This is a genomic window from Streptomyces sp. NPDC044061, assembly GCF_056434305.1.
Genome location: NZ_JBWKFL010000024.1, coordinates 53,603 through 76,023, shown reverse-complemented (window position 1 = coordinate 76,023; position 22,421 = coordinate 53,603). Strand labels below are relative to the sequence as shown.

The 22,421-nt window shown below is 72.2% G+C and carries 21 protein-coding genes; 13 read left to right on the top strand and 8 right to left on the bottom strand.

Annotated elements, in window-relative coordinates; genetic code table 11:
- Positions 1–256 precede the first annotated feature (256 nt).
- From AC07CM_RS32865 to AC07CM_RS32855, 3 genes are all read left to right on the top strand, one after another.
- Complete coding sequence (locus tag AC07CM_RS32865) at positions 257–1,630, top strand: peptidase C39 family protein (RefSeq protein WP_478880116.1); 1,374 nt, start codon at positions 257–259, stop codon at positions 1,628–1,630.
- A 106-nt stretch (positions 1,631–1,736) separates the two neighbouring features.
- Entirely contained in the window at positions 1,737–1,877 is a 141-nt protein-coding gene (locus tag AC07CM_RS32860; protein WP_478880115.1) for an SCO1431 family membrane protein, read from the top strand.
- A 79-nt stretch (positions 1,878–1,956) separates the two neighbouring features.
- Positions 1,957–2,610 carry a TetR/AcrR family transcriptional regulator gene (locus tag AC07CM_RS32855; RefSeq protein ID WP_478880114.1) on the top strand — a complete coding sequence of 218 codons (654 nt, stop codon included), beginning with the start codon at positions 1,957–1,959 and terminating at the stop codon, positions 2,608–2,610.
- A 53-nt stretch (positions 2,611–2,663) separates the two neighbouring features.
- On the opposite strand, the gene AC07CM_RS32850 is transcribed toward AC07CM_RS32855, so the two are convergent.
- Positions 2,664–3,905: a glycoside hydrolase family 18 protein gene (locus tag AC07CM_RS32850; RefSeq protein WP_478880113.1), complete on the bottom strand. Its 1,242-nt coding sequence runs from the start codon at positions 3,903–3,905 to the stop codon at positions 2,664–2,666.
- A gap of 335 nt (positions 3,906–4,240) precedes the next feature.
- On the opposite strand from AC07CM_RS32850, the gene AC07CM_RS32845 reads away from it, so the two are divergent.
- The 3 genes from AC07CM_RS32845 to AC07CM_RS32835 all read left to right on the top strand — a co-directional run bounded on the left by AC07CM_RS32845 (position 4,241) and on the right by AC07CM_RS32835 (position 7,960).
- Complete coding sequence (locus AC07CM_RS32845; protein WP_478880112.1) at positions 4,241–5,413, top strand: acyl-CoA dehydrogenase family protein; 1,173 nt, start codon at positions 4,241–4,243, stop codon at positions 5,411–5,413.
- A gap of 343 nt (positions 5,414–5,756) precedes the next feature.
- Entirely contained in the window at positions 5,757–6,854 is a 1,098-nt protein-coding gene (locus tag AC07CM_RS32840; RefSeq protein WP_478880111.1) for an Rv3169 family protein, read from the top strand.
- An 11-nt stretch (positions 6,855–6,865) separates the two neighbouring features.
- The gene (locus tag AC07CM_RS32835; protein WP_478880110.1) at positions 6,866–7,960 is read left to right on the top strand and encodes a phosphotransferase family protein; all 1,095 of its coding nucleotides are present in this window, start codon (positions 6,866–6,868) and stop codon (positions 7,958–7,960) included.
- Between the two features lie 22 nt (positions 7,961–7,982).
- On the opposite strand, the gene AC07CM_RS32830 is transcribed toward AC07CM_RS32835, so the two are convergent.
- Positions 7,983–8,420 carry a hypothetical protein gene (locus tag AC07CM_RS32830; protein ID WP_478880109.1) on the bottom strand — a complete coding sequence of 146 codons (438 nt, stop codon included), beginning with the start codon at positions 8,418–8,420 and terminating at the stop codon, positions 7,983–7,985.
- Between the two features lie 234 nt (positions 8,421–8,654).
- On the opposite strand from AC07CM_RS32830, the gene AC07CM_RS32825 reads away from it, so the two are divergent.
- The 4 genes from AC07CM_RS32825 to fxsA all read left to right on the top strand — a co-directional run bounded on the left by AC07CM_RS32825 (position 8,655) and on the right by fxsA (position 12,782).
- Positions 8,655–9,095 carry an Lrp/AsnC family transcriptional regulator gene (locus AC07CM_RS32825; protein ID WP_391328685.1) on the top strand — a complete coding sequence of 147 codons (441 nt, stop codon included), beginning with the start codon at positions 8,655–8,657 and terminating at the stop codon, positions 9,093–9,095.
- Positions 9,096–9,207: 112 nt separating this feature from the next.
- Positions 9,208–10,812 (top strand): amidohydrolase, encoded by a 1,605-nt coding sequence (locus AC07CM_RS32820; RefSeq protein ID WP_478880108.1) that lies wholly within the window; start codon positions 9,208–9,210, stop codon positions 10,810–10,812.
- A gap of 536 nt (positions 10,813–11,348) precedes the next feature.
- Positions 11,349–12,143, top strand: a complete 795-nt coding sequence (locus AC07CM_RS32815; RefSeq protein WP_478880107.1) for a polyprenol monophosphomannose synthase — start codon at positions 11,349–11,351, stop codon at positions 12,141–12,143.
- Between the two features lie 87 nt (positions 12,144–12,230).
- Positions 12,231–12,782 carry an FxsA family membrane protein gene (fxsA, locus tag AC07CM_RS32810; RefSeq protein WP_478880106.1) on the top strand — a complete coding sequence of 184 codons (552 nt, stop codon included), beginning with the start codon at positions 12,231–12,233 and terminating at the stop codon, positions 12,780–12,782.
- A gap of 112 nt (positions 12,783–12,894) precedes the next feature.
- Here the strand turns inward: fxsA and AC07CM_RS32805 are convergent, their stop codons facing one another.
- The 4 genes from AC07CM_RS32805 to yczE form a co-directional block, all read right to left on the bottom strand.
- Entirely contained in the window at positions 12,895–13,269 is a 375-nt protein-coding gene (locus AC07CM_RS32805) for an RNA polymerase-binding protein RbpA (RefSeq protein ID WP_003977404.1), read from the bottom strand.
- A gap of 255 nt (positions 13,270–13,524) precedes the next feature.
- Positions 13,525–14,871 carry an MFS transporter gene (locus AC07CM_RS32800; protein ID WP_478880105.1) on the bottom strand — a complete coding sequence of 449 codons (1,347 nt, stop codon included), beginning with the start codon at positions 14,869–14,871 and terminating at the stop codon, positions 13,525–13,527.
- Positions 14,872–14,932: 61 nt separating this feature from the next.
- Positions 14,933–15,709, bottom strand: coding sequence for a glycerophosphodiester phosphodiesterase family protein (locus tag AC07CM_RS32795; protein ID WP_478880104.1), 777 nt, complete (start codon positions 15,707–15,709; stop codon positions 14,933–14,935).
- Positions 15,706–16,356, bottom strand: a complete 651-nt coding sequence (gene yczE, locus AC07CM_RS32790; protein ID WP_478880103.1) for a membrane protein YczE — start codon at positions 16,354–16,356, stop codon at positions 15,706–15,708. The genes AC07CM_RS32795 and yczE overlap by 4 nt, the downstream gene beginning before the upstream one ends.
- A 102-nt stretch (positions 16,357–16,458) precedes the next feature.
- Here yczE and AC07CM_RS32785 point away from each other — a divergent pair, with 102 nt between their 5' ends.
- Positions 16,459–17,967: an SCO1417 family PLP biosynthesis transcription factor gene (locus AC07CM_RS32785; protein WP_478880102.1), complete on the top strand. Its 1,509-nt coding sequence runs from the start codon at positions 16,459–16,461 to the stop codon at positions 17,965–17,967.
- Between the two features lie 151 nt (positions 17,968–18,118).
- Here AC07CM_RS32785 and AC07CM_RS32780 read toward each other — a convergent pair whose 3' ends face one another.
- Both AC07CM_RS32780 and AC07CM_RS32775 read right to left on the bottom strand, forming a co-directional pair.
- Entirely contained in the window at positions 18,119–19,780 is a 1,662-nt protein-coding gene (locus tag AC07CM_RS32780; protein WP_478880101.1) for an ATP-binding cassette domain-containing protein, read from the bottom strand.
- A 41-nt stretch (positions 19,781–19,821) separates the two neighbouring features.
- Positions 19,822–20,016 carry a hypothetical protein gene (locus AC07CM_RS32775; protein WP_020938770.1) on the bottom strand — a complete coding sequence of 65 codons (195 nt, stop codon included), beginning with the start codon at positions 20,014–20,016 and terminating at the stop codon, positions 19,822–19,824.
- A gap of 264 nt (positions 20,017–20,280) precedes the next feature.
- Between AC07CM_RS32775 and AC07CM_RS32770 the strand changes: the two genes are divergently transcribed.
- Complete coding sequence (locus tag AC07CM_RS32770; RefSeq protein ID WP_478880100.1) at positions 20,281–20,673, top strand: ankyrin repeat domain-containing protein; 393 nt, start codon at positions 20,281–20,283, stop codon at positions 20,671–20,673.
- Between the two features lie 300 nt (positions 20,674–20,973).
- Positions 20,974–22,392, top strand: a complete 1,419-nt coding sequence (locus AC07CM_RS32765) for a HEAT repeat domain-containing protein (protein WP_478880099.1) — start codon at positions 20,974–20,976, stop codon at positions 22,390–22,392.
- Positions 22,393–22,421 lie beyond the last annotated feature (29 nt).

Below are 22,421 nucleotides of genomic sequence, written 5' to 3'. Positions count from 1 at the left end.
CGTCGACCGCGCGCGCGCCGACGGTTTCCCCCGCCGCCCCCCCCCCCCCCCCCCCCCCCCCCCCCCCCCCCCCCCCCCCCCCCCCCCCCCCCCCCCCCCGCCGCCTGACCTCACGGTTTCCTCCAGTGGACCAGACCAATATTGGTGGCGCGCCATACGCGGAAGTGCTGGCAGGGGCATGCCGTGTCCTCCATAGTTGGCGCACAACCACGCACCGGACCAGCACCTACTCGGACACCTGGGGGTAACCGCGCCCATGAGCAGAGCCCAGCAGCCGTCCCGCCGCACCCTCCTCACCGCCGCGATGGTCGCCGCGGTCTCCTCGGGGGCCGTGACCGCGTCCGCCGCCACCGCACAGGCCTCCGCGGCCGACACCGACGACACCGCACAGGCGCCCGCCCGCCCGATCGACTACCGCGCCTGGACGACGTACCGCGACTGGCGCTGTGGCACCGCGCTGGGCGTCCGGGCCGTCTCCGGTCCACGGCCCGGCGTCGAGATCGCCGCCCCCGCCGGGCGCACCGACTACACCGACCCGCACACGGGCACCACCGCCACCTGGGAGTACGCGACCTGGACCGCACCGGTCCACCGGCTCACCACGCCCGCGACCGAGGTCGTCGCCTCGTGGAACGCGCACACCCCCGACGGCACCTGGCTCCAGGTCGAGCTGCAGGGCACGTACTCCGACGGCACCGACACCCCCTGGTACGTGATGGGCCGCTGGGCGGCCGGGGACCAGGACATCAAGCGGACCTCGGTGGACGACCAGAGCGACGGCAGGAGCACGATCTGGACCGACACCTTCGCCATTGACGACGCGAGCACCGGCCTGCGCCTGGCCTCGTACCAGCTGCGCCTGACCCTCTACCGCAGGCCCGGCACCCGCCTCACCCCGACCGTCTGGCGGCTCGGCGCGATGGGCTCCGACATCCCCGACCGTTTCACCGTCCCCGCCTCCACCCCCGGACTCGTCCGGGAACTGGCCGTCCCGCGCTACTCGCAGGAGATCCACAAGGGCCAGTACCCGCAGTACGACAACGGCGGCGAGGCCTGGTGCAGCCCCACCTCCTCGCAGATGATCGTCGAGTACTGGGGCGGCCGGCTCACGTCCGAGCAGCTGTCCTGGGTCGATCCGTCCTATGCCGACCCGCAGGTGGACCACGCGGCCCGCTTCACCTACGACCACCAGTACCAGGGCTGCGGCAACTGGCCCTTCAACGCCGCCTACGCGGCCACGTTCAAGGACCTCCAGGGCGTCGTCACCCGGCTCGCCTCGCTCACCGACCTGGAGACCTTGGTCGCGGCCGGCATCCCGGCCATAACGTCCCAGTCCTTCCTGAAGACCGAGCTGACCGGCGCCGGGTACGGCACCTCCGGCCACCTGATGACGGTGATCGGCTTCACGGCGGAGGGCGACGTGATCGCGAACGACCCGGCCTCCGTGGACGACGGGGCGGTCCGGCGGGTCTACCTGCGGCGGGAGTTCGAGAACATCTGGCTGAGGACCAAGCGCTACAACGCCTCCGGCAAGGTCGTCTCCGGCACCGGCGGGGTCTGCTACCTCTACTTCCCGGCCCGCCCGAACCCGCGCCAGCGCAAGGCGCTCGCGGCGGTGGGCGTGCGCTGACCCGGCCCGTGTGAGCAACGTCTCTGCCGCAAACGCCGTCGTGGGTGGCAAGGTGGACAAATGGGTGGGGGACTCGACCGTGTACGTCCGACCTCTGCGAGAAACCATGAGCGCACACCCCGCCACCGCCACCCGCGTCCGCACCGGCGGCCCCAAGGACGACGGCCCGAAGATCCTCGAACACGTCATGGGCTGGGTGCTCGTGGTGGTGGTCGCGATGCTCGTGACCCGGCTCGGCCTGCTCTGACCCGACCCTCACCCGGCGCGCATGTTCTGACATACTGCGGATGTCCCGCCGACCTCCCAGACCAGGGTCGAAATTGAATATGCGTCAACAGCGTGCCGCCGTCCGTCCCCGGGCGCGCGGCACCGAGCGCTCTGTGGCGCGTCGCGCCGAACTCATCGCCATCGGGCGGAAGCTGTTCGCCGACACGTCCTACGACGCCCTGTCCATGGACGACATCGCCCGCCAGGCGCATGTCGCCAAGGGGCTGATCTACTACTACTTCCATTCCAAGCGCGGCTACTACCTGGCGATCATCCAGGACTCCGTCGCCGATCTGGTCACCTTCGCCGCGAGCGGCCGCGACTTGCCCGCCGTGGACCGCGTCCACCGCACGATCGACAGCTATCTGCGCTTCGCCGAGCACCACCAGGCCGCCTACCGCACCATCGTCAGCGGCGGGGTCGGCTTCGACACCGAGGTGCACGCCATCCGGGACGGCGTACGCGAGGCGCTCGTCGCCACCATCGCCGAAGGGGCCTACGGCCGCGGTGACATCGCCCCGCTGGCCCGCATGGGCCTGCTCTCCTGGGTGTGCAGCGTCGAGGGGGCCACCCTCGACTGGATCGACCGCCCCGGCCTCTCCCGCGACACCATGCGCGAGCTGCTGGTGAAAACCCTCGGCGGAGCCCTGCGCGCCGTCGAGGAACTCGACCCGTCCTACCCGGCCCCACCGGCGGCCCGCCGCGACGGCTGACACCAGGGAGCGGAGGCTCGTGGTCCTCCGCTCCCGAGTCCCCGCTGAAGGGGCTAGTTGATCGCCTTGATCAGCTCACCGTTGGCGGTGTCGCCGCTCAGCTCCCAGAAGAAGGTGCCGCCCAGACCCTGCTGGTTCTTGTACGTCATCTTCGTGCCGATGGTGGCCGGGGTGTCGTAACTCCACCAGTTGTTCCCGCACTTCGCGTACGCCGTGCCGCCCGCCGTGCCCGTCGCCGGGCACTTGGCCTTGAGCACCTTGTAGTCGTCGATGCCCTGCTCGTACGTCCCTGCCGCCGGACCGGTCGCCGTGCCGCCCGGCGCCGCCTGGGTGACCCCGGTCCAGCCGCGCCCGTAGAAGCCGATGCCCAGCAGCAGCTTGGAGGCCGGAATGCCGAGGCCCTTGAGCTTGGCGATGGTCGCCGAGGTGTAGAAGTTCGCCTTGGGGATGCCCGAGTAGGAGTTCAGCGGGGAGTGCGGGGCGGTCGGGCCGGTCGAGTCCCAGGCGCCGAAGTAGTCGTACGTCATCGGGTTGTACCAGTCGACGTACTGGGCCGCGCCCGCGTAGTTCGCCGCGTCGATCTTGCCGCCGCTGGTGGCGTCAGCGGTGATCGCCGCGGTGACCAGGTTGCCGGAGCCGAACTTCGACCGCAGGGCGGCCATGACGTTCTTGAAGGCCTCCCGGCCGCTGGTGTCGCAGCTGTTGCCGCAGGCGTTCGGGTACTCCCAGTCGATGTCGATGCCGTCGAAGACGCCCGCCCACTTGGAGTTCTTCACCAGGTCGTAGCAGGACTGGGCGAAGGCGGCCGGGTTCTTCGCGGCCTCGCCGAAGCCGCCGGACCAGGTCCAGCCGCCGAAGGACCACAGCACCTTCAGGCCGGGGTGCTTCTTCTTCAGCTTCAGCAGCTGGTTGAAGTTGCCCCGCAGCGGCTGGTCCCAGGTGTCGGCGACACCGTCGACGGACTCGGCGGCGGTGTACGCCCGGTCGGTGGCCGCGTAGGAGTCGCCCAGCGCGCACTTCCCGCCGGTGACGTTGCCGAAGGCGTAGTTGATGTGGGTCAGCCTGGCCGCGGAGCCCGAGGTCTCGATGTTCTTGACGTAGTACTTGCGGTCGTAGGTGCCCCACTCGGTGAAGTATCCGACGACCTTGGAGCCCGCCTTGAGCTGGGGAGCGGCGGGGGCGGCCGCGGTCGCGGTGCCCGCGCCGGCCAGCAGCCCGGCGCCGAGGGCGGCCGAACACACGGCCGCGAGGAGCGCCCGGAACCGGGCGCGAGGACGGTGGGGAGTGCTGTGCATCGGGTGGCTCCTCGTGGGGGAGAGGGGAACGCGCGCCGATTGGCATGAACGCGGTAAAGCGTTGGCAATGCACAGTAGGAGGACTAGACCACTACGTCAATGGTTCGGACCAATCCCGGGCGTGTGGACGCTCCCGGCTGGATTCTTGAAGTAAGCGGTCGTTAACTGGTGACGAGAGGTCGCTGATCGGGCATACTCACGGCACACAGCCGCTGGTCAGCAGCTTCCGAGACCCGGGAGCGGGTGCCCTCGGCCGAACCGGAACGATCAGGCGGAGCCGCCCCACCCAAGGCGCACGTCCGCCGATGTGCCCGAACAGGGAGGAGAGCGACGCCATGTCCGACCGCGACCCGCAGCCGGTGGAGCGTCAACTGCCCACGGAAGAGGCGAGGGATCTGCTCGCGCTCGTCCGTGAGATCGCGCAGCGCGAGATCGCGCCGAAGGCGGCCGAGGAGGAGGACGCCGGACGCTTCCCGCGCGAGGTCTTCACCCTGCTGTCGGAATCGGGGCTGCTGGGCCTGCCGTACGACTCCGAGTACGGCGGCGGCGACCAGCCCTACGAGGTGTACCTGCAGGTGCTGGAGGAGCTGGCCGCGGCCCGCCTGACCGTCGGCCTCGGCGTCAGCGTGCACACGCTCGCCTCCTACGCGCTCGCCGCGTACGGCACCAAGCAGCAGCAGGTCGAGCACCTGCCCGCGATGCTCGGCGGCGGCCTGCTCGGCGCCTACTGCCTCTCCGAGCCGTCCTCCGGCTCGGACGCGGCCTCCCTGCGCACCAAGGCCGTCCGGGACGGCGACAGGTGGGTGATCACGGGTTCCAAGGCCTGGATCACGCACGGCGGCATCGCAGACTTCTACACCGTGATGGCCCGCACCGGCGAGGACGGCCCGCGCGGTATCACCGCCTTCCTGGTGCCCGGCGACGCCGAGGGGCTGAGCGGCGCGGTGCCCGAGAAGAAGATGGGCATGAAGGGCAGCCCGACCGCCCAGGTCCACCTGGACGGCGTGCGGGTCGGCGACGACCGGCGCATCGGTGAGGAGGGCCAGGGCTTCGCCATCGCCCTGTCGGCCCTCGACTCCGGGCGCCTCGGCATCGCGGCCTGCGCGATCGGCCTGGCCCAGGCCGCGCTGGACGAGGCGGTCGGCTACGCCGCCCAGCGCCGGCAGTTCGGACGGCCCCTCGCCGACTTCCAGGGCCTGCGCTTCATGATCGCCGACATGGCCACCCAGATCGAGGCCGGCCGGGCGCTCTACCTCGCGGCCGCCCGGCTGCGCGACGCGGGCAGGCCGTTCGCCAAGCAGGCGGCCATGGCGAAGCTGCACTGCACCGACACGGCCATGAAGGTCACCACGGACGCCGTGCAGATCCTCGGCGGCTACGGCTACACCGCCGACTTCCCGGCCGAGCGCTACATGCGCGAGGCCAAGGTGCTGCAGATCGTCGAGGGCACGAACCAGATCCAGCGGATGGTCATCGCCCGTCACGTGGCAGGGCCGGAGGGTCGCTGAACTGCCCCCTGCGGACCGTCGGGGCCGCCAGCCTGACCCACTCCGGGTCGTGGCGGCCCGGCAGGGTGCGGCCCCCGTCGGCCCAGGCCCGCATCAGATCGCGGTAGATGGGCGGATCCTGCGGCGGAAGCGGCGGAAGCGATTCTGCGGGACGGGGCACGAAGATACGGCGCTGACGCACGGGTGCCGAATACGTGGGGGCCATGTCAGGAGAACGCCGCGCGGCCCGGGGAGGTCACCGCCCGGCGGAATCGCGCGTGAGTTCACCGACGACGACCGGTTCCCGCTCTGGCCCCCCGCAGCCGGCTGACGTACCGTCAGCTATCCGTCCCAGGGGGTGTCCGTGGCCGACGACCGTCCCGTACCGCTCGACGAGTACCCCGTCCACCAGGTGCCGCTGTCCATGAAGCACGTGGCGACCGGGGACCGCAACGCCTACGACCGCTGCATCTTCCACGTCTTCGACCACGCCGGCCGAGCCCTGCTCGTCCTCGGCCTCGGGGTCTACCCCAACCTGGGTGTGATCGACGCCTACGCCACCCTGCGCACCGGGGACACCCTGCACGCCGTCCGCTCCTCGGACGCCCTCGGCGAGGACCGGATGCGGCTCGAGGTGGGCCCTCTGCGCATCGAGGTCCAGGAGCCGCTGCACCGGCTCCGCCTGGTCTGCGAGGACGAGTTGTCGTACGACCTCACCTGGACCGCGGCCTTCCCGGCGCTGTGGGAACCGCACCACCTCCAGCGGCGGGGCGACCGGCTCACCCTGGAGGGGCGCAGGTTCGTCCAGGCGGGCACGGTGGAGGGCGCGATCCGGGCGGGGGACACGGAGTTCACCGTCTCGTCGCGGGGGTGGACCGGAACACGAGACCGCAGCTGGGGCGTGCGGCCGGTCCCGGGCGAGGACGGCGGGCGGCTCGCCGAGGAACACCCGGCCGAGGGGTTCCACTGGATCTGGTGTCCGGTCCGCTTCGAGGACCGCTTCCTGATGGTCATCACCCAGGAGGACGCCGACGGCCACCGCTCCCTGAACGACGCCACCCTGGTCCGCCCCGGTCACCGAGACCGCCAACTGGGCTGGCCGCAGGCGGAGATCGGCTACCGTCCGGGCACCCGCCATCCCGAGCACGCGGTCATCCACCTGGGCGACCCGCGCACACCGCAGGAGCTTCAGGTGGACGTCCTCACCTCCTCGCCGCTCGCGGTCGGCGCGGGCTACCCGCCGGCGGACGACTGGCAGCACGGCACCTGGCGGGGGCCCGGCTGGGTGGACCGCCGCACGTACGACATGACGAAGCCGCACCCCCTCGCCGGCTACGGCGTCACCGACCACTCCGCCCGCTTCCGGATGGACGGGCGGACGGGCTACGGCATCTTCGAGCACGGCTCGTTCGGCCGGCACGACCCGAGCGGCTTCACCGGCTTCGACTCCGTCGCGTCCTGAGGGAGGACTGGATGGCCACGGCACCGCGTCCCCGTACCAGCACCCGCGACCCCGAGGAGCTGGCCCGCCGGCTCACCGCCTGGCTGGGCACCCGGCTGCCCGGCGCCAAGGCCGTCGGCGTCACCGTTCCCGCCTCCAACGGCATGTCCAGCGAGACCCTGCTGTTCGACATCGAGCACCCCCGACCGCCGGTGCGCTCCTGCGCGTTGCGGCTCGCGGCGGATCCGGCGGCGTACACCGTCTTCCCGGAGTACGACATGGTGCGCCAGTACCGCACCCTGAAACTGGTGGCCGACCGCACCGACCTCCCGGTACCCCGGGTGCTGTGGCTGGAGGAGGACCCGGGCCCGCTCGGGGCGCCGTTCTTCGTCATGGAACGGGCGGCCGGACGCGTCCCTCCGGACGTCATGCCGTATACGTACGAGGGCAGTTGGCTGCACGCGGCCAGTGACGCGGAACGCGAGCACCTGGAATCCGCCACGGTGGCCCTGCTCGCCCGGCTGCACGACCAAGTGCCGCCCGCGGACGCCGGGTTCCTCGCGCTGCCGGGTGAAGGGAACGCCCTGCGCCGGCATGTGACGGCCCAACGGGCCTACTACGCCTGGGTGATCGACGGGCTCGCCCGCTCACCCCTCATCGAGGCCGCCTTCGACCGGCTGGAGCGGCTGTGGCCGCACGAGCCCGGCGACGCCGTCCTCAACTGGGGCGACGCACGCATCGGGAACGTCGTCTACGACGGCTTCGACCCGGTCGCCGTCCTGGACTGGGAGATGGCGGCCCTCGCGCCGCGCGAGGTGGACCTCGGCTGGACCGTCTATCTGCACCGCTTCTTCCACGACCTCACGGTCGCCTCAGGACAGCGCGGACTGCCCGACCTCCTGCGCCGCGACCGCGTCGAGGCCCGGTACGCGCGGCTGACCGGCCACACCCCGCGGGACATGGAGTTCCACACCCTCTACGCGGCCCTGCGGCACGCGATCGTCATGCTGCGCATCGCCTACCGCCAGGTCCACTTCGGCGAGGTCGCCCTTCCGGCGGACCCGGACACACTGATCCTGCACCACGGCAGTCTGCGCGCCATGGTGCAGGGCAGCTACTGGGACTGAACGGTGGCCGGTCCGGCGGGACTCAGGCGGCCTGGCGGCGCATCGCCGGCACATGCATCGGGCGCGAGCCCGGGCCACCGACGTGCGAGAACGGCTGCGTCCGCCAGTCCAGACCCTGGGGAAGCGTGAGCAGCAGGCCCATCTCCTGCTCCTGCGGTGCGAAGGACTCGTCCGCGGGGCGGGCCTCGGTCGCCGTGCGACCGGTGCCCGCACAGACCGTGAGCCCGAACGGGTTCCACGGCGAGGCGCACAGCGCGTGCTCCGGCAGGACCTCCTCGTCCGCCAGCAGCGCGATCGGCTGGGCGCAGTCCGGGCAGATCACCCGGTACATCTCGAAGGTGTCGTAGAAGTCGAGTTCCTCGGGGTCGTAGGCGTCGGGTTCGACGCCCTCCGGCTCGGGCTCGACGACCGGCTGCTGCCGCTTGGACACGGAACGACCAGGGCGCTTGACACTCTGCATGGGATTCTCCCCCTAAGGCTGGGCCGTGAAGGCACTGCGGCCTCGACCACAGCAAGCACTTCCCGCCCCGTCTCGGCGGTAATCACGAGATCATCACGGAGGCCGTCCGAGCGCTGTGGCGTTCGTCACATGCCGTGCGCAGGTGCCCGGTGCGGTGCTTTTTGTACCGAACCGGGTATGACCTGCGTTGCTCGAGTATCCGAAGAGATCAAGCGCACTGTAGGTTTTGGCGCCATGGAGGAGCTGGACCGTCAGATCGTGCAGCTGCTCGTCAAGGACGGGCGGATGAGCTACACAGACCTGGGCAAGGCCACGGGCCTGTCCACGTCGGCCGTGCACCAGAGGGTGCGCCGGCTCGAACAGCGTGGCGTCATCCGCGGCTATGCCGCGGTCGTCGACCCCGAGGCCGTCGGGCTGCCGCTCACCGCCTTCATCTCGGTGAAACCCTTCGACCCCAGCGCCCCCGACGACATCGCGGACCGCCTCGCCGGCGTCCCCGAGATCGAGGCCTGCCACAGCGTCGCCGGCGACGAGAACTACATCCTCAAGGTGCGGGTGGCCACCCCGCACGAACTGGAGGAGCTGCTCGCCCGTGTGCGCACCCTGGCCGGGGTGTCCACCCGCACCACCGTCGTCCTGTCGACCCCGTACGAGGCACGTCCCCCGAAGATCTGAGGCGACCGGGCCCGTACCGAGCCGGCGCCGCCGCACCCGCCCGCACGCCGCCGCGCGAGGGGCGGCCGCCCCGGTGCCCGGTGGCCCCCGCGCACGCGAGAGACTGTCGGGCATGAGTGAGCAGTCCGCCGACCCCAAGACCGTCCTCCTGCGCCGCGGAGAGGTCCACAGCCCCGCCGACCCGTTCGCCACCGCGATGGTGGTCGAGCGCGGACAGGTCGCCTGGGTCGGCTCCGAGGGCGCCGCCGACGCCTTCGCCGACGGCGTGGACGAGGTGATCGACCTCGACGGCGCCCTGGTCACCCCGGCCTTCACCGACGCCCATGTGCACACCACCGCCACGGGCCTCGCCCTGACCGGACTCGACCTGTCCGACGCGCCGTCCCTGGAGGCGGCCCTGGCACTGGTCCGCGACTTCGCCACCGCCCGCCCGGACGACCGCGTCCTGCTGGGCCACGGCTGGGACGCCGCCCGCTGGCCCGGCGGCCGTCCGCCGACGCGCGCGGAACTCGACGCCGCCACAGGCGGCCGCCCGCTGTACCTCTCCCGCATCGACGTCCACTCGGCGGTCGTCACCACCGCCCTGCTGGACCTGGTGGCCGGCCACGTCACCCGCGAGGACGCGCCGCTCACCGCCGACGCCCACCACGCCGTCCGCGAAGCCGCCCTCGCCGCCGTCACCCCCGCCCAGCGCGCCGAGGCCCAGCGCACCGCTCTCGCCCACGCCGCCTCCCTCGGCATCGGCTCCGTGCACGAGTGCGCCGGCCCGCAGATCTCCTCCGAGGACGACTTCACGGACCTGCTGCGGCTCGCCGCCGAGGTGGCCGGGCCGCGGGTGGTCGGATACTGGGCGGAACAGAACGTCGAGAAGGCCCGCGAACTGGGAGCCCTCGGCGCCGCCGGCGACCTCTTCGTGGACGGCGCCCTCGGCTCGCACACCGCCTGTCTGCACCAGCCGTACGCCGACTCCGGCCACACCGGCACCGCCTACCTGGACGCCGACGACGTCGCCGCCCACGTGGTCGCCTGTACCGAGACGGGCCTCCAGGCGGGCTTCCACGCCATCGGCGACGCCGCCGTGACCGCCGTCGTGGAGGGCGTGCGCGCCGCCGCCGAGAAGGTCGGCCTCGCCCGCGTCCGGGCCGCCCGGCATCGGGTCGAGCATGCCGAGATGCTCACCCCCGAGACCGTCGCCGCCTTCGCCGAGCTGGGTCTGATCGCGTCCGTCCAGCCCGCGTTCGACGCGCTCTGGGGCGGCGAGGACGGCATGTACGCCCGGCGCCTGGGCGCCGAGCGGGCCCGCTCCCTCAACCCCTTCGCCGCCCTGCTGCGGGCCGGCGTGCCCCTCGCGTTCGGCTCCGACAGCCCGGTCACCCCGCTCGACCCCTGGGGCACGGTCCGCGCCGCCGCCTTCCACCACACCCCCGAGCACCGGGTCTCCGTACGCGCCGCCTTCACCGCGCACACGCGCGGCGGCTGGCGGGCCATCGGCCGTGACGACGCGGGCGTCCTGGTGCCCGGCGCGCCCGCCGACTACGCCGTCTGGCGGACCGACGAGCTGGTCGTCCAGGCCCCCGACGACCGCGTGGCCCGCTGGTCGACCGACCCGCGCTCCGGCACCCCCGGCCTGCCCGACCTGACCCCGGGCCGCGACCTGCCGGTCTGTGTGCGCACCGTGGTGGGCGGACGGACGGTGTTCGTAGGGCCGGGCGAGTGATCTCCCGGGGTGGCGCGGCGGTGATCATCCGCCGCCGCCGCGTCGCCCCACCTGCGCATCCTCCCTGCTCACCGCGATCCGGAGGGCGTCGGTGCAGGTCAGGCGGCTGTTGACAGTCGGCGGCCGGGGGCCGGTAGGTTCGGCCGGGTCCACCACCGGACGCCCGACCGGGGAGCGTTCACGCAACTCGTCGCAGCGCTGCTGGGTCAGGGACGGTGTGCCGCACCGGGGCACCGCCACTGGGAGCCAGGCTCAGCGCCCGCGCCGACGAGCGAGCGCTCCGGCCGGTCGGCAAGGTGTGACCCGGGTGGGGCCCGGGCGCTCAGTAGACAACGGCTTTCGGTAGATCCGCAGCCAGCGGGTCCCAGGTCGGCCCGAAGGGCGCCGGGCCCCTATCCGTCGCGGGACGCAGGTGCGAAAAGCACATCCTTACCCCACTCTTGTGGAATCGACACCCCCGTATGAACGTGGGGGCGCGTCATCCCAGGCCGCGGCCACTATGGTGGACGCCTGCGTACGACATTGAAGGGGCAGCAGTGAACGACGGCGACGGGACCCTCGCGGCCAAGGCTCAGGGGAGGCAGTTCGGTCCGCTCGGCACGGCCTTGGTGATCATTCCGACCTACAACGAGGCGGAGAACATCAAGACCATCGTCGGCCGGGTGCGCAGGGCCGTCCCCGAGGCACACGTACTGGTGGCCGACGACAACAGCCCGGACGGGACCGGCAAGCTCGCCGACGAGCTGGCCGCCGAGGACGACCACGTCCAGGTGCTGCACCGCAAGGGCAAGGAGGGCCTGGGCGCCGCCTACCTCGCGGGCTTCCGCTGGGGCCTGGAGCGCGGCTACGGCGTGCTGGTCGAGATGGACGCCGACGGCTCCCACCAGCCCGAGGAACTGCCCCGCCTGCTCACCGCCCTCAAGGGCGCGGACCTGGTGCTCGGCTCCCGCTGGGTGCCCGGCGGCCGGGTGGTGAACTGGCCCAAGTCCCGCGAGTTCATCTCCCGCGGCGGCAGCCTCTACTCCCGCCTCGCCCTCGACCTGCCGCTGCGCGACATCACCGGCGGCTACCGCGCCTTCCGCCGCGAGACCCTGGAGGGCCTGGGCCTGGACGCGGTCGCCTCCCAGGGCTACTGCTTCCAGGTCGACCTCGCCCGCCGCTCGGTCAAGGCCGGCTACCACGTGGTCGAGGTCCCCATCACCTTCGTGGAGCGGGAACTCGGTGACTCCAAGATGAGCCGCGACATCCTCGTCGAGGCCCTGTGGCGGGTCACCGCCTGGGGGGTCGGGGACCGCGTCGGCAAGATCACGGGCAAGGGCAAGCAGGCCTAGCCAGAGCCTCGGGGGGCGGCGCAGCTCCGGCCGGTCGCCCCGGGCCCGCTTATCCCGCACTGAGGCGGGTCCAGGCACACTGGGAGCATGACGACTGGCGTTCCCACCTCTCCGTCCACCGTAAGGCCCCGGCGCTCCCGGCCGCGCAGGTATCTGCCGCTGGGGATCGCCGCGTGGCTGGTGCTGGAGATCTGGCTGCTGACCCTGGTCGCGGGCGCGGCGGGCGGCCTCACCGTGTTCCTGCTGCTGGTGGCGGGCGTGATCGCGGGCTCCGTGGTCATCAAGCGGGCGGGCCGTCGCGCCTTCCGGAACCTCAACGAAGCGCTGCAGCGCGGCGGATCACCGGCGAGCGGCGGCGGCAACGGCCTGATGATGCTCGGCGGCCTGCTGCTGATCATCCCGGGCCTGATCTCCGACGTGGCCGGCCTGCTCCTGCTCCTCCCGCCGGTCCAGAAGGCCGTGAGCCGCTACACCGAGAGCGTCCTGGAGCGACGGCTGCGCCGGGCCGCCCCGGGCAGTCTGGGTGACGTCTTCCAGCAGGCCCGCATCCACCGCCCCGACGGCAAGGTGGTGCAGGGCGAGGTCATCAGGGAGGACGGCCACGAGCCGCAGGAGCAGTGGCCGCCGTTGACCCGCTGAGCCCGGTCCCCCTGGGGCCGTCGCCCGGCAAGGTCGGCCGGCAGGGCAGCACGAAACCGCGGGCGCCGTACGTCTTCACGTACGGCGCCCGCGGTTACTCGTGTGTCTCGCGTCAGGCGGACTTGCGGCTGTCCCGAGGGTGAACGGCGATGTTCATCGCCCCCGAGCGCAGAACCGCCAGGCGCTCCTCGAGGACCTCTTCGAGTTCCTCACGGGTGCGCCGCTCCATCAGCATGTCCCAATGGGTACGCGCGGGCTTGGCCTTCTTCTCCTCAGGGCCGTCGCCGTCCACCAGGAGTGCCTGGGCCCCACAGACCTTGCACTCCCACTCCGGCGGGATCTCCGCCTCGACCGAGAAGGGCATCTCGAAGCGGTGCCCCTTCTCGCATGCGTACTCCACGGCCTGGCGCGGAGCCAGGTCGATACCGCGGTCCGTCTCGTAGCTGGTCACTACGAGGCGCGTACCGCGAAGAGCTCGCTCACTCATGAATCGTGCCTCCCGGGCTTGTCGCCCACAGGACAGGTGTCGCTGTCGTCGTCATCCGGTCAACGTCCGGTCGGCGGTAAAGATTCCCGTTCCGGGTCATGCGTCGCCGTCGTAGCCGCCCCTTGTTCTACCCACAGGCGCCCGGTTTGTCACATCTGCTAGCAGATGTCACCCAGCGTTCCGGCATCTTTGACGCGCAGTAACGGTACGCCTGGCAGGCCAAACGCGTACACTACCGCCCTTTCGCGCCGAGTGCTAAATCGTGTCCGGAACCGGGTTGCCCGCCGCCCCGATCGCCCGGCGTACCGGAACCCGGGCGAGCAGGGCGAACCCTATGACGAAGAACGCCACCAGCGAGATGATCGCCGAGCGATAGCTGCCGGTCAGCTGGTACGTCACGCCGAACAGCAGCGGGCCCAGCCAGCTCATCCCGCGGTCGCTCAGCTCGTAGGCGGAGAAGTACTCGGCCTCCTTGCCCGGCGGCACCAGATGTGAGAACAGCGACCGGGACAGTGCCTGGCTGCCGCCGAGGACCAGCCCGATGCCGGCGGCCAGCACGAAGAACCACACCGGTGCTCCGGCGGGCAGGAAGTAGCCGGCCCCGAGCGTCACCGTCCAGGCCACCAGCGAACCGAGGATCGTCCGCTTGGCGCCGTACGTCCGTGCCAGCCGCCCCATCGCCAGCGCGCCCGCCACGGCCAGCACCTGCACCAGCAGGACCGCCCCGATGAGAGTGGACTGACCGAGCCCCAGCTCCTCGGAGCCGTAGACCGAGGCCTGGGAGATCACCGTCTGGATGCCGTCGTTGTAGACGAGGTACGCCAGCAGGAAGGCCAGCGTCAGCGGATGCCGGCGCATGTCCCGGACGGTCGCCGCCAACTGCCGCCACCCGGGGGCGGTGGGCCGCTCCACACGCGCGTGCCGGTCGCGCAGCCGTCGCAGCGGTACGAGCGTGAAGGCGCCCCACCACAGCCCGGCCGAGGCCAGACAGACCCGGACCGCGGCCGTCTCGGACAGGCCGAAGGAGGCGTGCGCCGAGTACAGGACGAGATTGGCCACGAGGACCAGGGAGCCCGCCGCGTAGCCGAAGGCCCACCCCCGGGAGGAGATCGCGTCACGCTCCTCGGGCGGGGCGATCTGCGGCAGATAGGAGTTGTAGAGCATCATCCCGACGGACTGCGCCGCGTTCGCCACGACGAGGAGCACCCCGCCGAGCAGATAGCGGTCGCCGTCGAGGAAGAACAGGCCCGTCGTCGCGGCCGCCCCCGTGTACGCCGCCGCCGCGAGCAGCGGCTTCTTGCGCCCGGTGCGGTCTGCCGCCGCGCCCACCAGGGGCATCAGTAGCACGGCCACGATCACCGAGAGGGACACCGAGTAGGCGAAGAAGGAACCCGCGCGGACCGGCACCCCCAATGGATGCACATAGCCGTCGGCGTCCGCCGCCCGCTCGGCGACCGAGGTGAGGTACGGACCGAGGAACACGGTCAGGACGCTCGTCGAGTAGACCGAGCACGCCCAGTCGTAGAAGTACCAGCCGCGCTGCTCGCGCCGCAGTCCGGCGGCCTCGTCGGCTGTCCCCGCCCGCACGGTCTCGGTGCCCACCCGTGCCCTCGCTTCCCCGCTGAAGTGCCGTGCGAAGGCGTGGCCCGGCCGCCCCGGGCGCTCAGACCCAGACGCCGCGGTCCTCCATGACCTTGCGCAACGTGTCGATGTGATCGGTCATGATGCCATCGACACCCAGGTCCAGGAGCCGGTGCATCCGCGCCGGCTCGTTGATCGTCCACACGTGCACCTGCAGCCCGCGCGCGTGGGCGGCCCGGACGAAGCGGTGGTCGACCACCGGAACGCCCGACTGGGCCTCGGGCACCTGCGCGGCGACGGCGGACCTGCGCACCGCGGCCGGCAGTCCCCAGGAGCGCAGCCGCAGGCTGAGCACCCCGCGCGTGCCGAACGAGGTGGCCAGCCGGGGCCCGGCCAGCCGCTGCGCCCGCAGCACCCGAGCCTCGGAGAAGGAGCCCACGCAGACCCGCTCCCAGGCGTTCGTGCGCTCGATCAGCTCCAGCAGGGGCCGCAGCGCCGGCTCCGCCTTGATGTCCACGTTCCAGCGGACCTCGGGGAAGGTCTCCAGCAGCTCCTCGAAGAGGGGCACCGGTTCCCGCCCTCCCACGCGCGCGTGCCGTATGTCCGCCCACGGCAGGTCGGCGATGCGGCCGAACCCGTCGGTGACCCGGTCCAGGGTCGTGTCGTGGAAGGCGACGAGCCGGCCGTCCGCCGACGCGTGCACGTCGGTCTCGATGTACCGGTAGCCCATCTCCACCGCGCGCCGGAACTGCGCCACGGTGTTCTCCAGCCCGTCGGCGGCCCCGCCGCGGTGGGCGAAGGCGATCGGGCCCGGGTGGTCCAGGTAGGGATGGCGCAGGGGCGGCGTCGTGGTGGTCACGGACGCAGTATCGCTCGCCCGGGTGTCCGCTCGGCAACGACCGTGCTGCCCGACGCCGCAGGTGCGGCGAACATCCGCAGGAACAGCTGCGCAAGCGGCCCGATGGACAGCGCGTAGAGCAGGGTGCCGACACCGATGGTGCCGCCCAGGGCGAAGCCGGTGACCACCACCGCCACCTCGACCACCGTCCGCATCAGCCGGATCGAACGGCCGGTGCGCCGGTGCAGCCCGGTCATCAGGCCGTCGCGCGGCCCCGGCCCGAAGCTCGCCGCGATGTACAGGCCGGTCGCCACGCCGTTCAGCACGATGCCCGCCACCAGCAGCGGGACCCGCACGGCGAGGCTGTGCACGTCCGGGACCAGGGCGAGGGTGCCGTCCATGGCGAGGCCCACGACGAAGACGTTGGAGACCGTGCCGAGACCCGGCCGCTGGCGCAGCGGGATCCACAGCAGGAGCACACCTGCCCCGACGAAGATCGACACCACGCCGATGGTCATGCCGGTCAGTTCCGCGAGCCCCTGGTGCAGCACGTTCCACGGTTCGAGCCCGAGACCCGCCGCCACGAGAAGCGCGGAACTCGCGCCGTACAGCGCGAGTCCCGTATACAGCTGGATCAGCCGTCGTCCGAGACGGCCGGGAGTGGACACGAAATACCCCCCTGGGTGGTGGTGGTGGCCTGGTGCATGACACTCTGTGGCGTGGGATGAATCGCCATCCATGGCCAATTCGGAGAAGGTGGACTGATCGTCATGGCGCAGTGGACCTCGGCGGTGGGGGCCGCACAGCTCGCCCGGCTGCTCAACTCCCAGCAGGACCGCCCGGCCGGCCCCGGCACCCGCCGCCCGCCCGCCTACCGCGCCCTCGCCGACGGTATCCGGCTCCTGGTGCTCGAAGGACGGGTCCCGGTGGCCGCCCGGCTGCCCGCCGAACGCGAACTGGCCCTGGCCCTCTCCGTCAGCCGCACCACGGTCGCGGCCGCCTACGAGGCGCTGCGCAGCGAGGGCTTCCTGGAGTCCCGGCGCGGCGCCGGCAGCTGGACCGCCGTGCCGGCGGGTAACCCGCTGCCCGCGCGCGGTCTGGAGCCCCTGCCCCCGGAGGCCCTCGGCTCGGTGATCGACCTGGGCTGCGCCTCGCTCCCGGCACCCGAGCCGTGGCTGACCCGCGCGGTCCAGGGCGCCCTCGAGGAACTCCCGCCCTACGCCCACACGCACGGCGACTACCCGGCCGGACTGCCGGCCCTGCGCTCGATGATCGCCGAGCGCTACACGGCGCGCGGGATCCCCACGATGCCCGAGCAGATCATGGTGACGACCGGCGCGATGGGCGCCATCGACGCGATCTGCCACCTGTTCGCGGGCCGCGGCGAACGCATCGCCGTCGAGTCGCCGTCCTACGCCAACATCCTCCAGCTGATGCGGGAGGCGGGCGCCCGGCTGGTCCCGGTCGCCATGGCCGAGGGGCTGACCGGCTGGGACCTGGACCGCTGGCGCCAGGTCCTGCGCGAGGCCGCGCCCCGACTCGCCTACGTCGTCGCCGACTTCCACAACCCGACCGGCGCGCTCGCCGACGAGGACCAGCGCCGCCGGATGGTGGACGCGGCCCGCTCGGCAGGGACCGTCCTCGTGGCCGACGAGACGATGAGCGAACTCTGGCTCGACGAGGACTTCGAGAGCGGCGGGATGCCGCGCCCGGTGTGCGCCTTCGACCCGGCCGGCTCGACCGTCATCACGGTCGGCTCGGCCAGCAAGGCGTTCTGGGCCGGCATGCGGATCGGCTGGGTGCGCGCGGCCCCCGACGTGATCCGCAGCCTGGTCGCCGCCCGCGCCTACGCCGATCTCGGCACTCCGGTGCTGGAACAGCTGGCCGTGAACTGGCTGTTCAGCACGGGTGGCTGGGAGCAGGCCGTCGAGCTGCGCCGCGCCCAGGCCCGCGAGAACCGCGACGCCCTGGTGGCCGCGGTGCGCCGAGAACTGCCCGACTGGGAGTTCGAGGTTCCCCAGGGCGGTATGACCCTGTGGGTCCGCGCCGGCGGTCTGTCGGGCTCGCGGCTGGCCGAGGCGGGGGAGCGGGTCGGCGTCCGGGTCCCCTCGGGCCCGCGCTTCGGCGTCGACGGCGCCTTCGAGGGCTACGTCCGCCTCCCCTTCACGGTCGGCGGAGCGGTGGCGGAGGAGGCAGCGACCCGCCTGGCCGCCGCGGCCCGCCTGGTGGAAACGGGGGCGACAGGGGGGACGGAGGCACCCAGGACGTTTGTGGCGTAGGGCGTCGCAGCCGGCGTCGGCTGCGGGCAGTCGTGCCTCCCCCAGTGCCTCAAGGGGCTGCGGGGACCCCCGGGCGGCACGGGTGGGCGCAGCGGCACCCGTTCAGCACGGGCAGCGTCCCCACCCCCGCCCAGCACCGGCCGGCCGCCGCCTACGAACTCTCGGCAGCCACAGCCTTCGCAGGAACAGGCTCCGCAGCCACCGGTGCCATCTCGACAGCCTCGGCCGAAGCCGCGTCAGCCGAAGCAGCCTCGGCCGAAGCAGCGTCAGCAGAAGCCGCGTCGGCCGGCGTCGTACGCGGCGGCAGCAGCGACACCACGGCCTGCCGATCCGCCTCACTCGTCGCATCGTCGTACGGATCCGGAGTCGACGGCACCTGAAGCCGATGCACCGGCCCCGACCCCAGCCGCGCATACCCCCGCCCGGGCGGCACCTGCGCCGGCGGCGTCGTGTGCGGCGGCACCCCCAGCACCGCCCGCACCTGCTCGGGCGCCGCAGGCCCCAGCACGACACGCGCGCGCGTGTGCTGCCGTACCGGGTCGCTCAACGCCTCCGCGCTGTCGAACTGCTCGGCCACGGCCACGGTCACGTTCGCCGCGCGCCCGTGCCGCAGCGGCATCTGCAGCAGCGTCTGCGGGTCCTTGCGGCCGTCCGCGGCGGTGAGGTGGGTGAAGACGGTCGGCCGGTCCAGGAGGATCCACAGCGGGCGCCGGGTGTCCTCGGGCGGCGGATCGCCCACCTGCCGGGCCCGGTTGATGGCGATGAGCCGCCGCTCGGTCTCCTGCGCGGCCCACTCCAGACTGGCCAGCGCGCCGGCCGGCGCGCACTCCACGGCCAGCACGCCGTCCCGTCCGATCAGGCAGGCGTACTCACCGGTGCCCCCGCCGTCGACGATCAGCACGTCGCCGTACTGGAGCGCCTGCAGGGCGATCGAGCGGAGCAGGGTCGAGGTGCCACTGCCGGGGTGGCCCATGGCGAGCAGGTGCGGCTCGGTGGAGCGGAGGCCGGTCCGCCAGACGACCGGCGGGGTGTCGCGCTGTTCCTCTCCGTAGGAGAGGGGAAGCGTGCGCTGGACCTCGCTCGGGTCCGTGAAACCGAGGACCGTCTCGCCCGGCGCGGTGACGAAGCGCTGGGCGGCGATGTCGGTGGGCAGCGGTGCGAGGACGGTCACCGTGAGCCGGTTGCCCACCTCGTCCCACGCGAAGTGGTACTCGCGGCCCCGCCCGGCCTTCGCGGTGAGCAACTGCTCGATCCGCGCGCGGGCCTCGGGCTCGCCGTCCGGGAAGTAGGCGGGGTAGCGGATGACGAGGTTGCCCACGCGCCCGCCTTCGTCGAACTCGTGGGTCTCGAAGACCTTCTGCCACTCCCCGCCGTGCGCGTACAGCGGTGCCGGGTCCTCGGCGGTGGAGAAACAGGGCACCAGCGCCTCGTACAGGGACCGGAGGCGCTCGGTCTGCGACTCGTCCGGCCCTTCCGGCGCCGGTGGGGTGCGGTCGCGGCCCTGCCAGGCCGCCGCCGCCATCAGGGAGATGGCGGCCAGCAGCGGTCCGTACGGCACCAGTGCCACGACCAGGACCACGCAGGCCGCCAGGAACAGCAGCGGACCGCGTTTGTCCTTGGGCGTCTCGGCCCACTTGCGCCGCCCGGCCGAGGCCAGCCGGCGCAGCCCGCGCGAAACGGTGATCAGCGGATGGAGGACGTCGGTGGCGCTGTCGGCCGCCGTCCGGGCCAGCTCCCGGCTCCGGGCGAGCTGCGTCCGGGCGATCTGCGCGCTGTCTTTGCTCAGAATGCGGGGGAGAGGGCGCCGGGCCACTGGTGTCTCCTGATGGTGCGTACGGGCGGGAGGTGGGGGCGTCAGAACTTGATGCCGCCGAGGAGGCTCGCCAGACTCTCGCCACCCGCCTTGATGCTGGGGGCAATGCCCGTGCTGGCCAGGTAGAAGCCGAACAGGGCCGAGGTGCATGCGTGCGAGCCCTTGAGGCCGTCCTTGCGGAAGAACAGGAAGACGACGACGCCGAGCAGCATGACGCCTGAGATGGAGAGGATCATTTGGGGCCTCCTGGTGTCGAGGGGGACAGTCACCCTGAGTACTTCCAGAATCACAGGATGTATCTATACGATAAAAGGTGCAACTGGGTGAATTCCCGCCCATTTACACCAGGCGGCGGAGTCCTCGGTAGGCCGGATGAGCGGGGCGCTTGCGTCCGGCGGAGTCTGCAGTGATCTTTACCTCGGGCACTTCGGGTCATGTGAGGCGCGAGCCAGTACCCTTGCGATTCACCTGAACGGTTGTAACGAGAGGCGGTCCGGCCGATGAGCGAAGCCCCCGACCCCGAGGTCGTGGAGCTGGCGACCAAGATCTTCGATCTGGCCCGGCAGGGGCAGACGGAGGAGCTCGTGGCGTACGTCGACGCGGGCGTTCCGGCCAACCTCACCAACGACCGCGGTGACTCCCTGGTGATGCTGGCCGCCTACCACGGTCACGCCGACGCGGTGCGTGCCCTGCTCGCCCGGGGTGCCGAGGCCGACCGGATCAACGACCGAGGCCAGACCCCGCTCGCGGGAGCCGTCTTCAAGGGTGAGACGGAAGTGATCAAGGTCCTCCTGGAGGGCGGCGCCGATCCGGCCGCGGGGACTCCCTCGGCCGCCGACACGGCACGTATGTTCGGCAAGACGGAACTCCTGGAACTGTTCGGCGCACACTGATGCGTATGTCCTGACCAGGTACGGCACGGAAAACGGGGGAGGCGGTACAGGGCCGCCGGAAATACGGTCGCGGCAGCTCACAGCGCGGGTCATCATGACGACGTGATTCACGGACGCGATGGCTGGGCAGGTGTTGCCGCACCGCGCGGGCCGTGATGCGGTCCGCATGGGCCACCGACGAGAGGCAGAGAGAGATGGTCTTCAGCAAGCAAGAGACGGCGGGCGCTCCGACGTTGTGTCACGCGGCCAGGTAATGCGTGTTTCCCGGTTGCGTCGACGCTTGATGTGAGGCTGTTTCCCATGTTCGATCCGGTCATAGCGCCCAGCGGTACGCTGCTCGGCCTGCTCCAGCGGGGCCGCGGCGACGGCACGCTGCACGCGCTCACCGCCCCGCGCGCCGAAGCGCTCGCGGCCCTGAACCACTGTGTGCTCCGCGACCCCCGCCACGACTGGCAGGTGGAGAACCGCTCCCTCTACTACGCCCGGCTCCACCTCGACCTGAACGGCGAGCTGGACGCCATCGAGGCGCACCTCTTCGACCCCGAGGACGTCCTCGACGACGACGAGTCCCGTACCGGCCTCGCCCTGGCCGTGCTCGGGCACCTCGCCTCCTACGGCAGGCGGGACGCGCTCGGACTGCTGCGCAGGTATGCGGCCCAGGGCTCCAACTGGGCCTGGGCCCTGGACGAGCTGGCCCTCCGGGACGACGACGCGGGCCTGCGTGCCCTCGCCGCGCCCGTGCTGGCCCGCTTCGCCACGGACCCCGAGGGCGAGGCCGAGCTGGCCGTCGCCGTGCGCGACGCCTTCGAGCCGCGGCCCTGGCGGCTGTGGGCCGAGGATCCGCGCGAATCGATCGCCACACGCGTGCGTGCCGCCCAGGAAGCCGGCTGCTTCGACCGCTGGCAGCGCCAGATGCGACCCACCGGACCCCGCCCGGGGTGGAGCGTGCGAGCGGTCTTCGAGTGGGCCCAGCAGGGCGTCGAACGCGGCGCCGCACTCCATGTGCCGGCCGCCCGCTGCCTGGTCGCCGTGGCAGGCCCCGAGGACCGGCCGGAGATCCTCCAGGCCGCCAGGGCGGGCACCGACGGCGCCCGCTGCACGGCACTGCGCTACCTCGCCGACAGCAACGACCCCGACGCCCTCGACCTGGTCGAGGCCGCGGTCGCCGACGGCCCGACCGTCGTCGTGGAGGCGGCCGTCGACGCCTTCGAACGGATGCGCAGTATCGCCGCCGTCGACCGCGCCCGCGGCTGGGCCCAGCGCCCCGACGCCCTCGGCGCCGCCGCCGGACGCATGCTCGCCTGCCGCGGCGGGGCCCAGGACCGCGGCCTCGTCCTCGGCGCCCTCCGCGAGGCCGTGCGCGGAGAGGGCCCGGACGCGCCCACCTTGTGGACCCTGGTCGACGGCACCGGACGCCTCGGCATCGCCTGCGCGGCCCCCGTGCTGCGGCACATCTACCGGGAGACGGCCTCCTCCCATCTCCGTGGCCGCGCAGCCCGCGCGCTGGCCGCCACCGACCCCTCCTTCGCCACCGGCTTCGCCGTCGAGTGCCTGTGGGACTGCGAGGAGACCACCCGGGAGGTCGCCGCCCGGCACGCCGAAACAGGTGACGCGCGGGTCGTCGAACGACTCCGCCGCCTCGCCGCCGACCCGGCCGAGGAGGCCGAGGTGCAGACAGCGGTCCGCAGCCGCTTCGGACCGGACGCACAGACCATGTGACCTGGCCGGGCCCCGCCGTGAGCACCCGG

Coding starts and splice junctions, on each gene's coding strand:
- AC07CM_RS32820 (WP_478880108.1), top strand. CDS start 9,208: ATGAGTGAGCAGTCCGCCGACCCCAAGACCGTCCTCCTGCGCCGCGGA.
- AC07CM_RS32770 (WP_478880100.1), top strand. CDS start 20,281: ATGAGCGAAGCCCCCGACCCCGAGGTCGTGGAGCTGGCGACCAAGATC.
- AC07CM_RS32855 (WP_478880114.1), top strand. CDS start 1,957: ATGCGTCAACAGCGTGCCGCCGTCCGTCCCCGGGCGCGCGGCACCGAG.
- AC07CM_RS32865 (WP_478880116.1), top strand. CDS start 257: ATGAGCAGAGCCCAGCAGCCGTCCCGCCGCACCCTCCTCACCGCCGCG.
- AC07CM_RS32835 (WP_478880110.1), top strand. CDS start 6,866: ATGGCCACGGCACCGCGTCCCCGTACCAGCACCCGCGACCCCGAGGAG.
- AC07CM_RS32850 (WP_478880113.1), bottom strand. CDS start 3,905: ATGCACAGCACTCCCCACCGTCCTCGCGCCCGGTTCCGGGCGCTCCTC.
- AC07CM_RS32775 (WP_020938770.1), bottom strand. CDS start 20,016: ATGATCCTCTCCATCTCAGGCGTCATGCTGCTCGGCGTCGTCGTCTTC.
- fxsA (WP_478880106.1), top strand. CDS start 12,231: ATGACGACTGGCGTTCCCACCTCTCCGTCCACCGTAAGGCCCCGGCGC.
- AC07CM_RS32860 (WP_478880115.1), top strand. CDS start 1,737: ATGAGCGCACACCCCGCCACCGCCACCCGCGTCCGCACCGGCGGCCCC.
- AC07CM_RS32765 (WP_478880099.1), top strand. CDS start 20,974: ATGTTCGATCCGGTCATAGCGCCCAGCGGTACGCTGCTCGGCCTGCTC.
- AC07CM_RS32830 (WP_478880109.1), bottom strand. CDS start 8,420: ATGCAGAGTGTCAAGCGCCCTGGTCGTTCCGTGTCCAAGCGGCAGCAG.
- AC07CM_RS32805 (WP_003977404.1), bottom strand. CDS start 13,269: ATGAGTGAGCGAGCTCTTCGCGGTACGCGCCTCGTAGTGACCAGCTAC.
- AC07CM_RS32785 (WP_478880102.1), top strand. CDS start 16,459: ATGGCGCAGTGGACCTCGGCGGTGGGGGCCGCACAGCTCGCCCGGCTG.
- AC07CM_RS32825 (WP_391328685.1), top strand. CDS start 8,655: ATGGAGGAGCTGGACCGTCAGATCGTGCAGCTGCTCGTCAAGGACGGG.
- AC07CM_RS32845 (WP_478880112.1), top strand. CDS start 4,241: ATGTCCGACCGCGACCCGCAGCCGGTGGAGCGTCAACTGCCCACGGAA.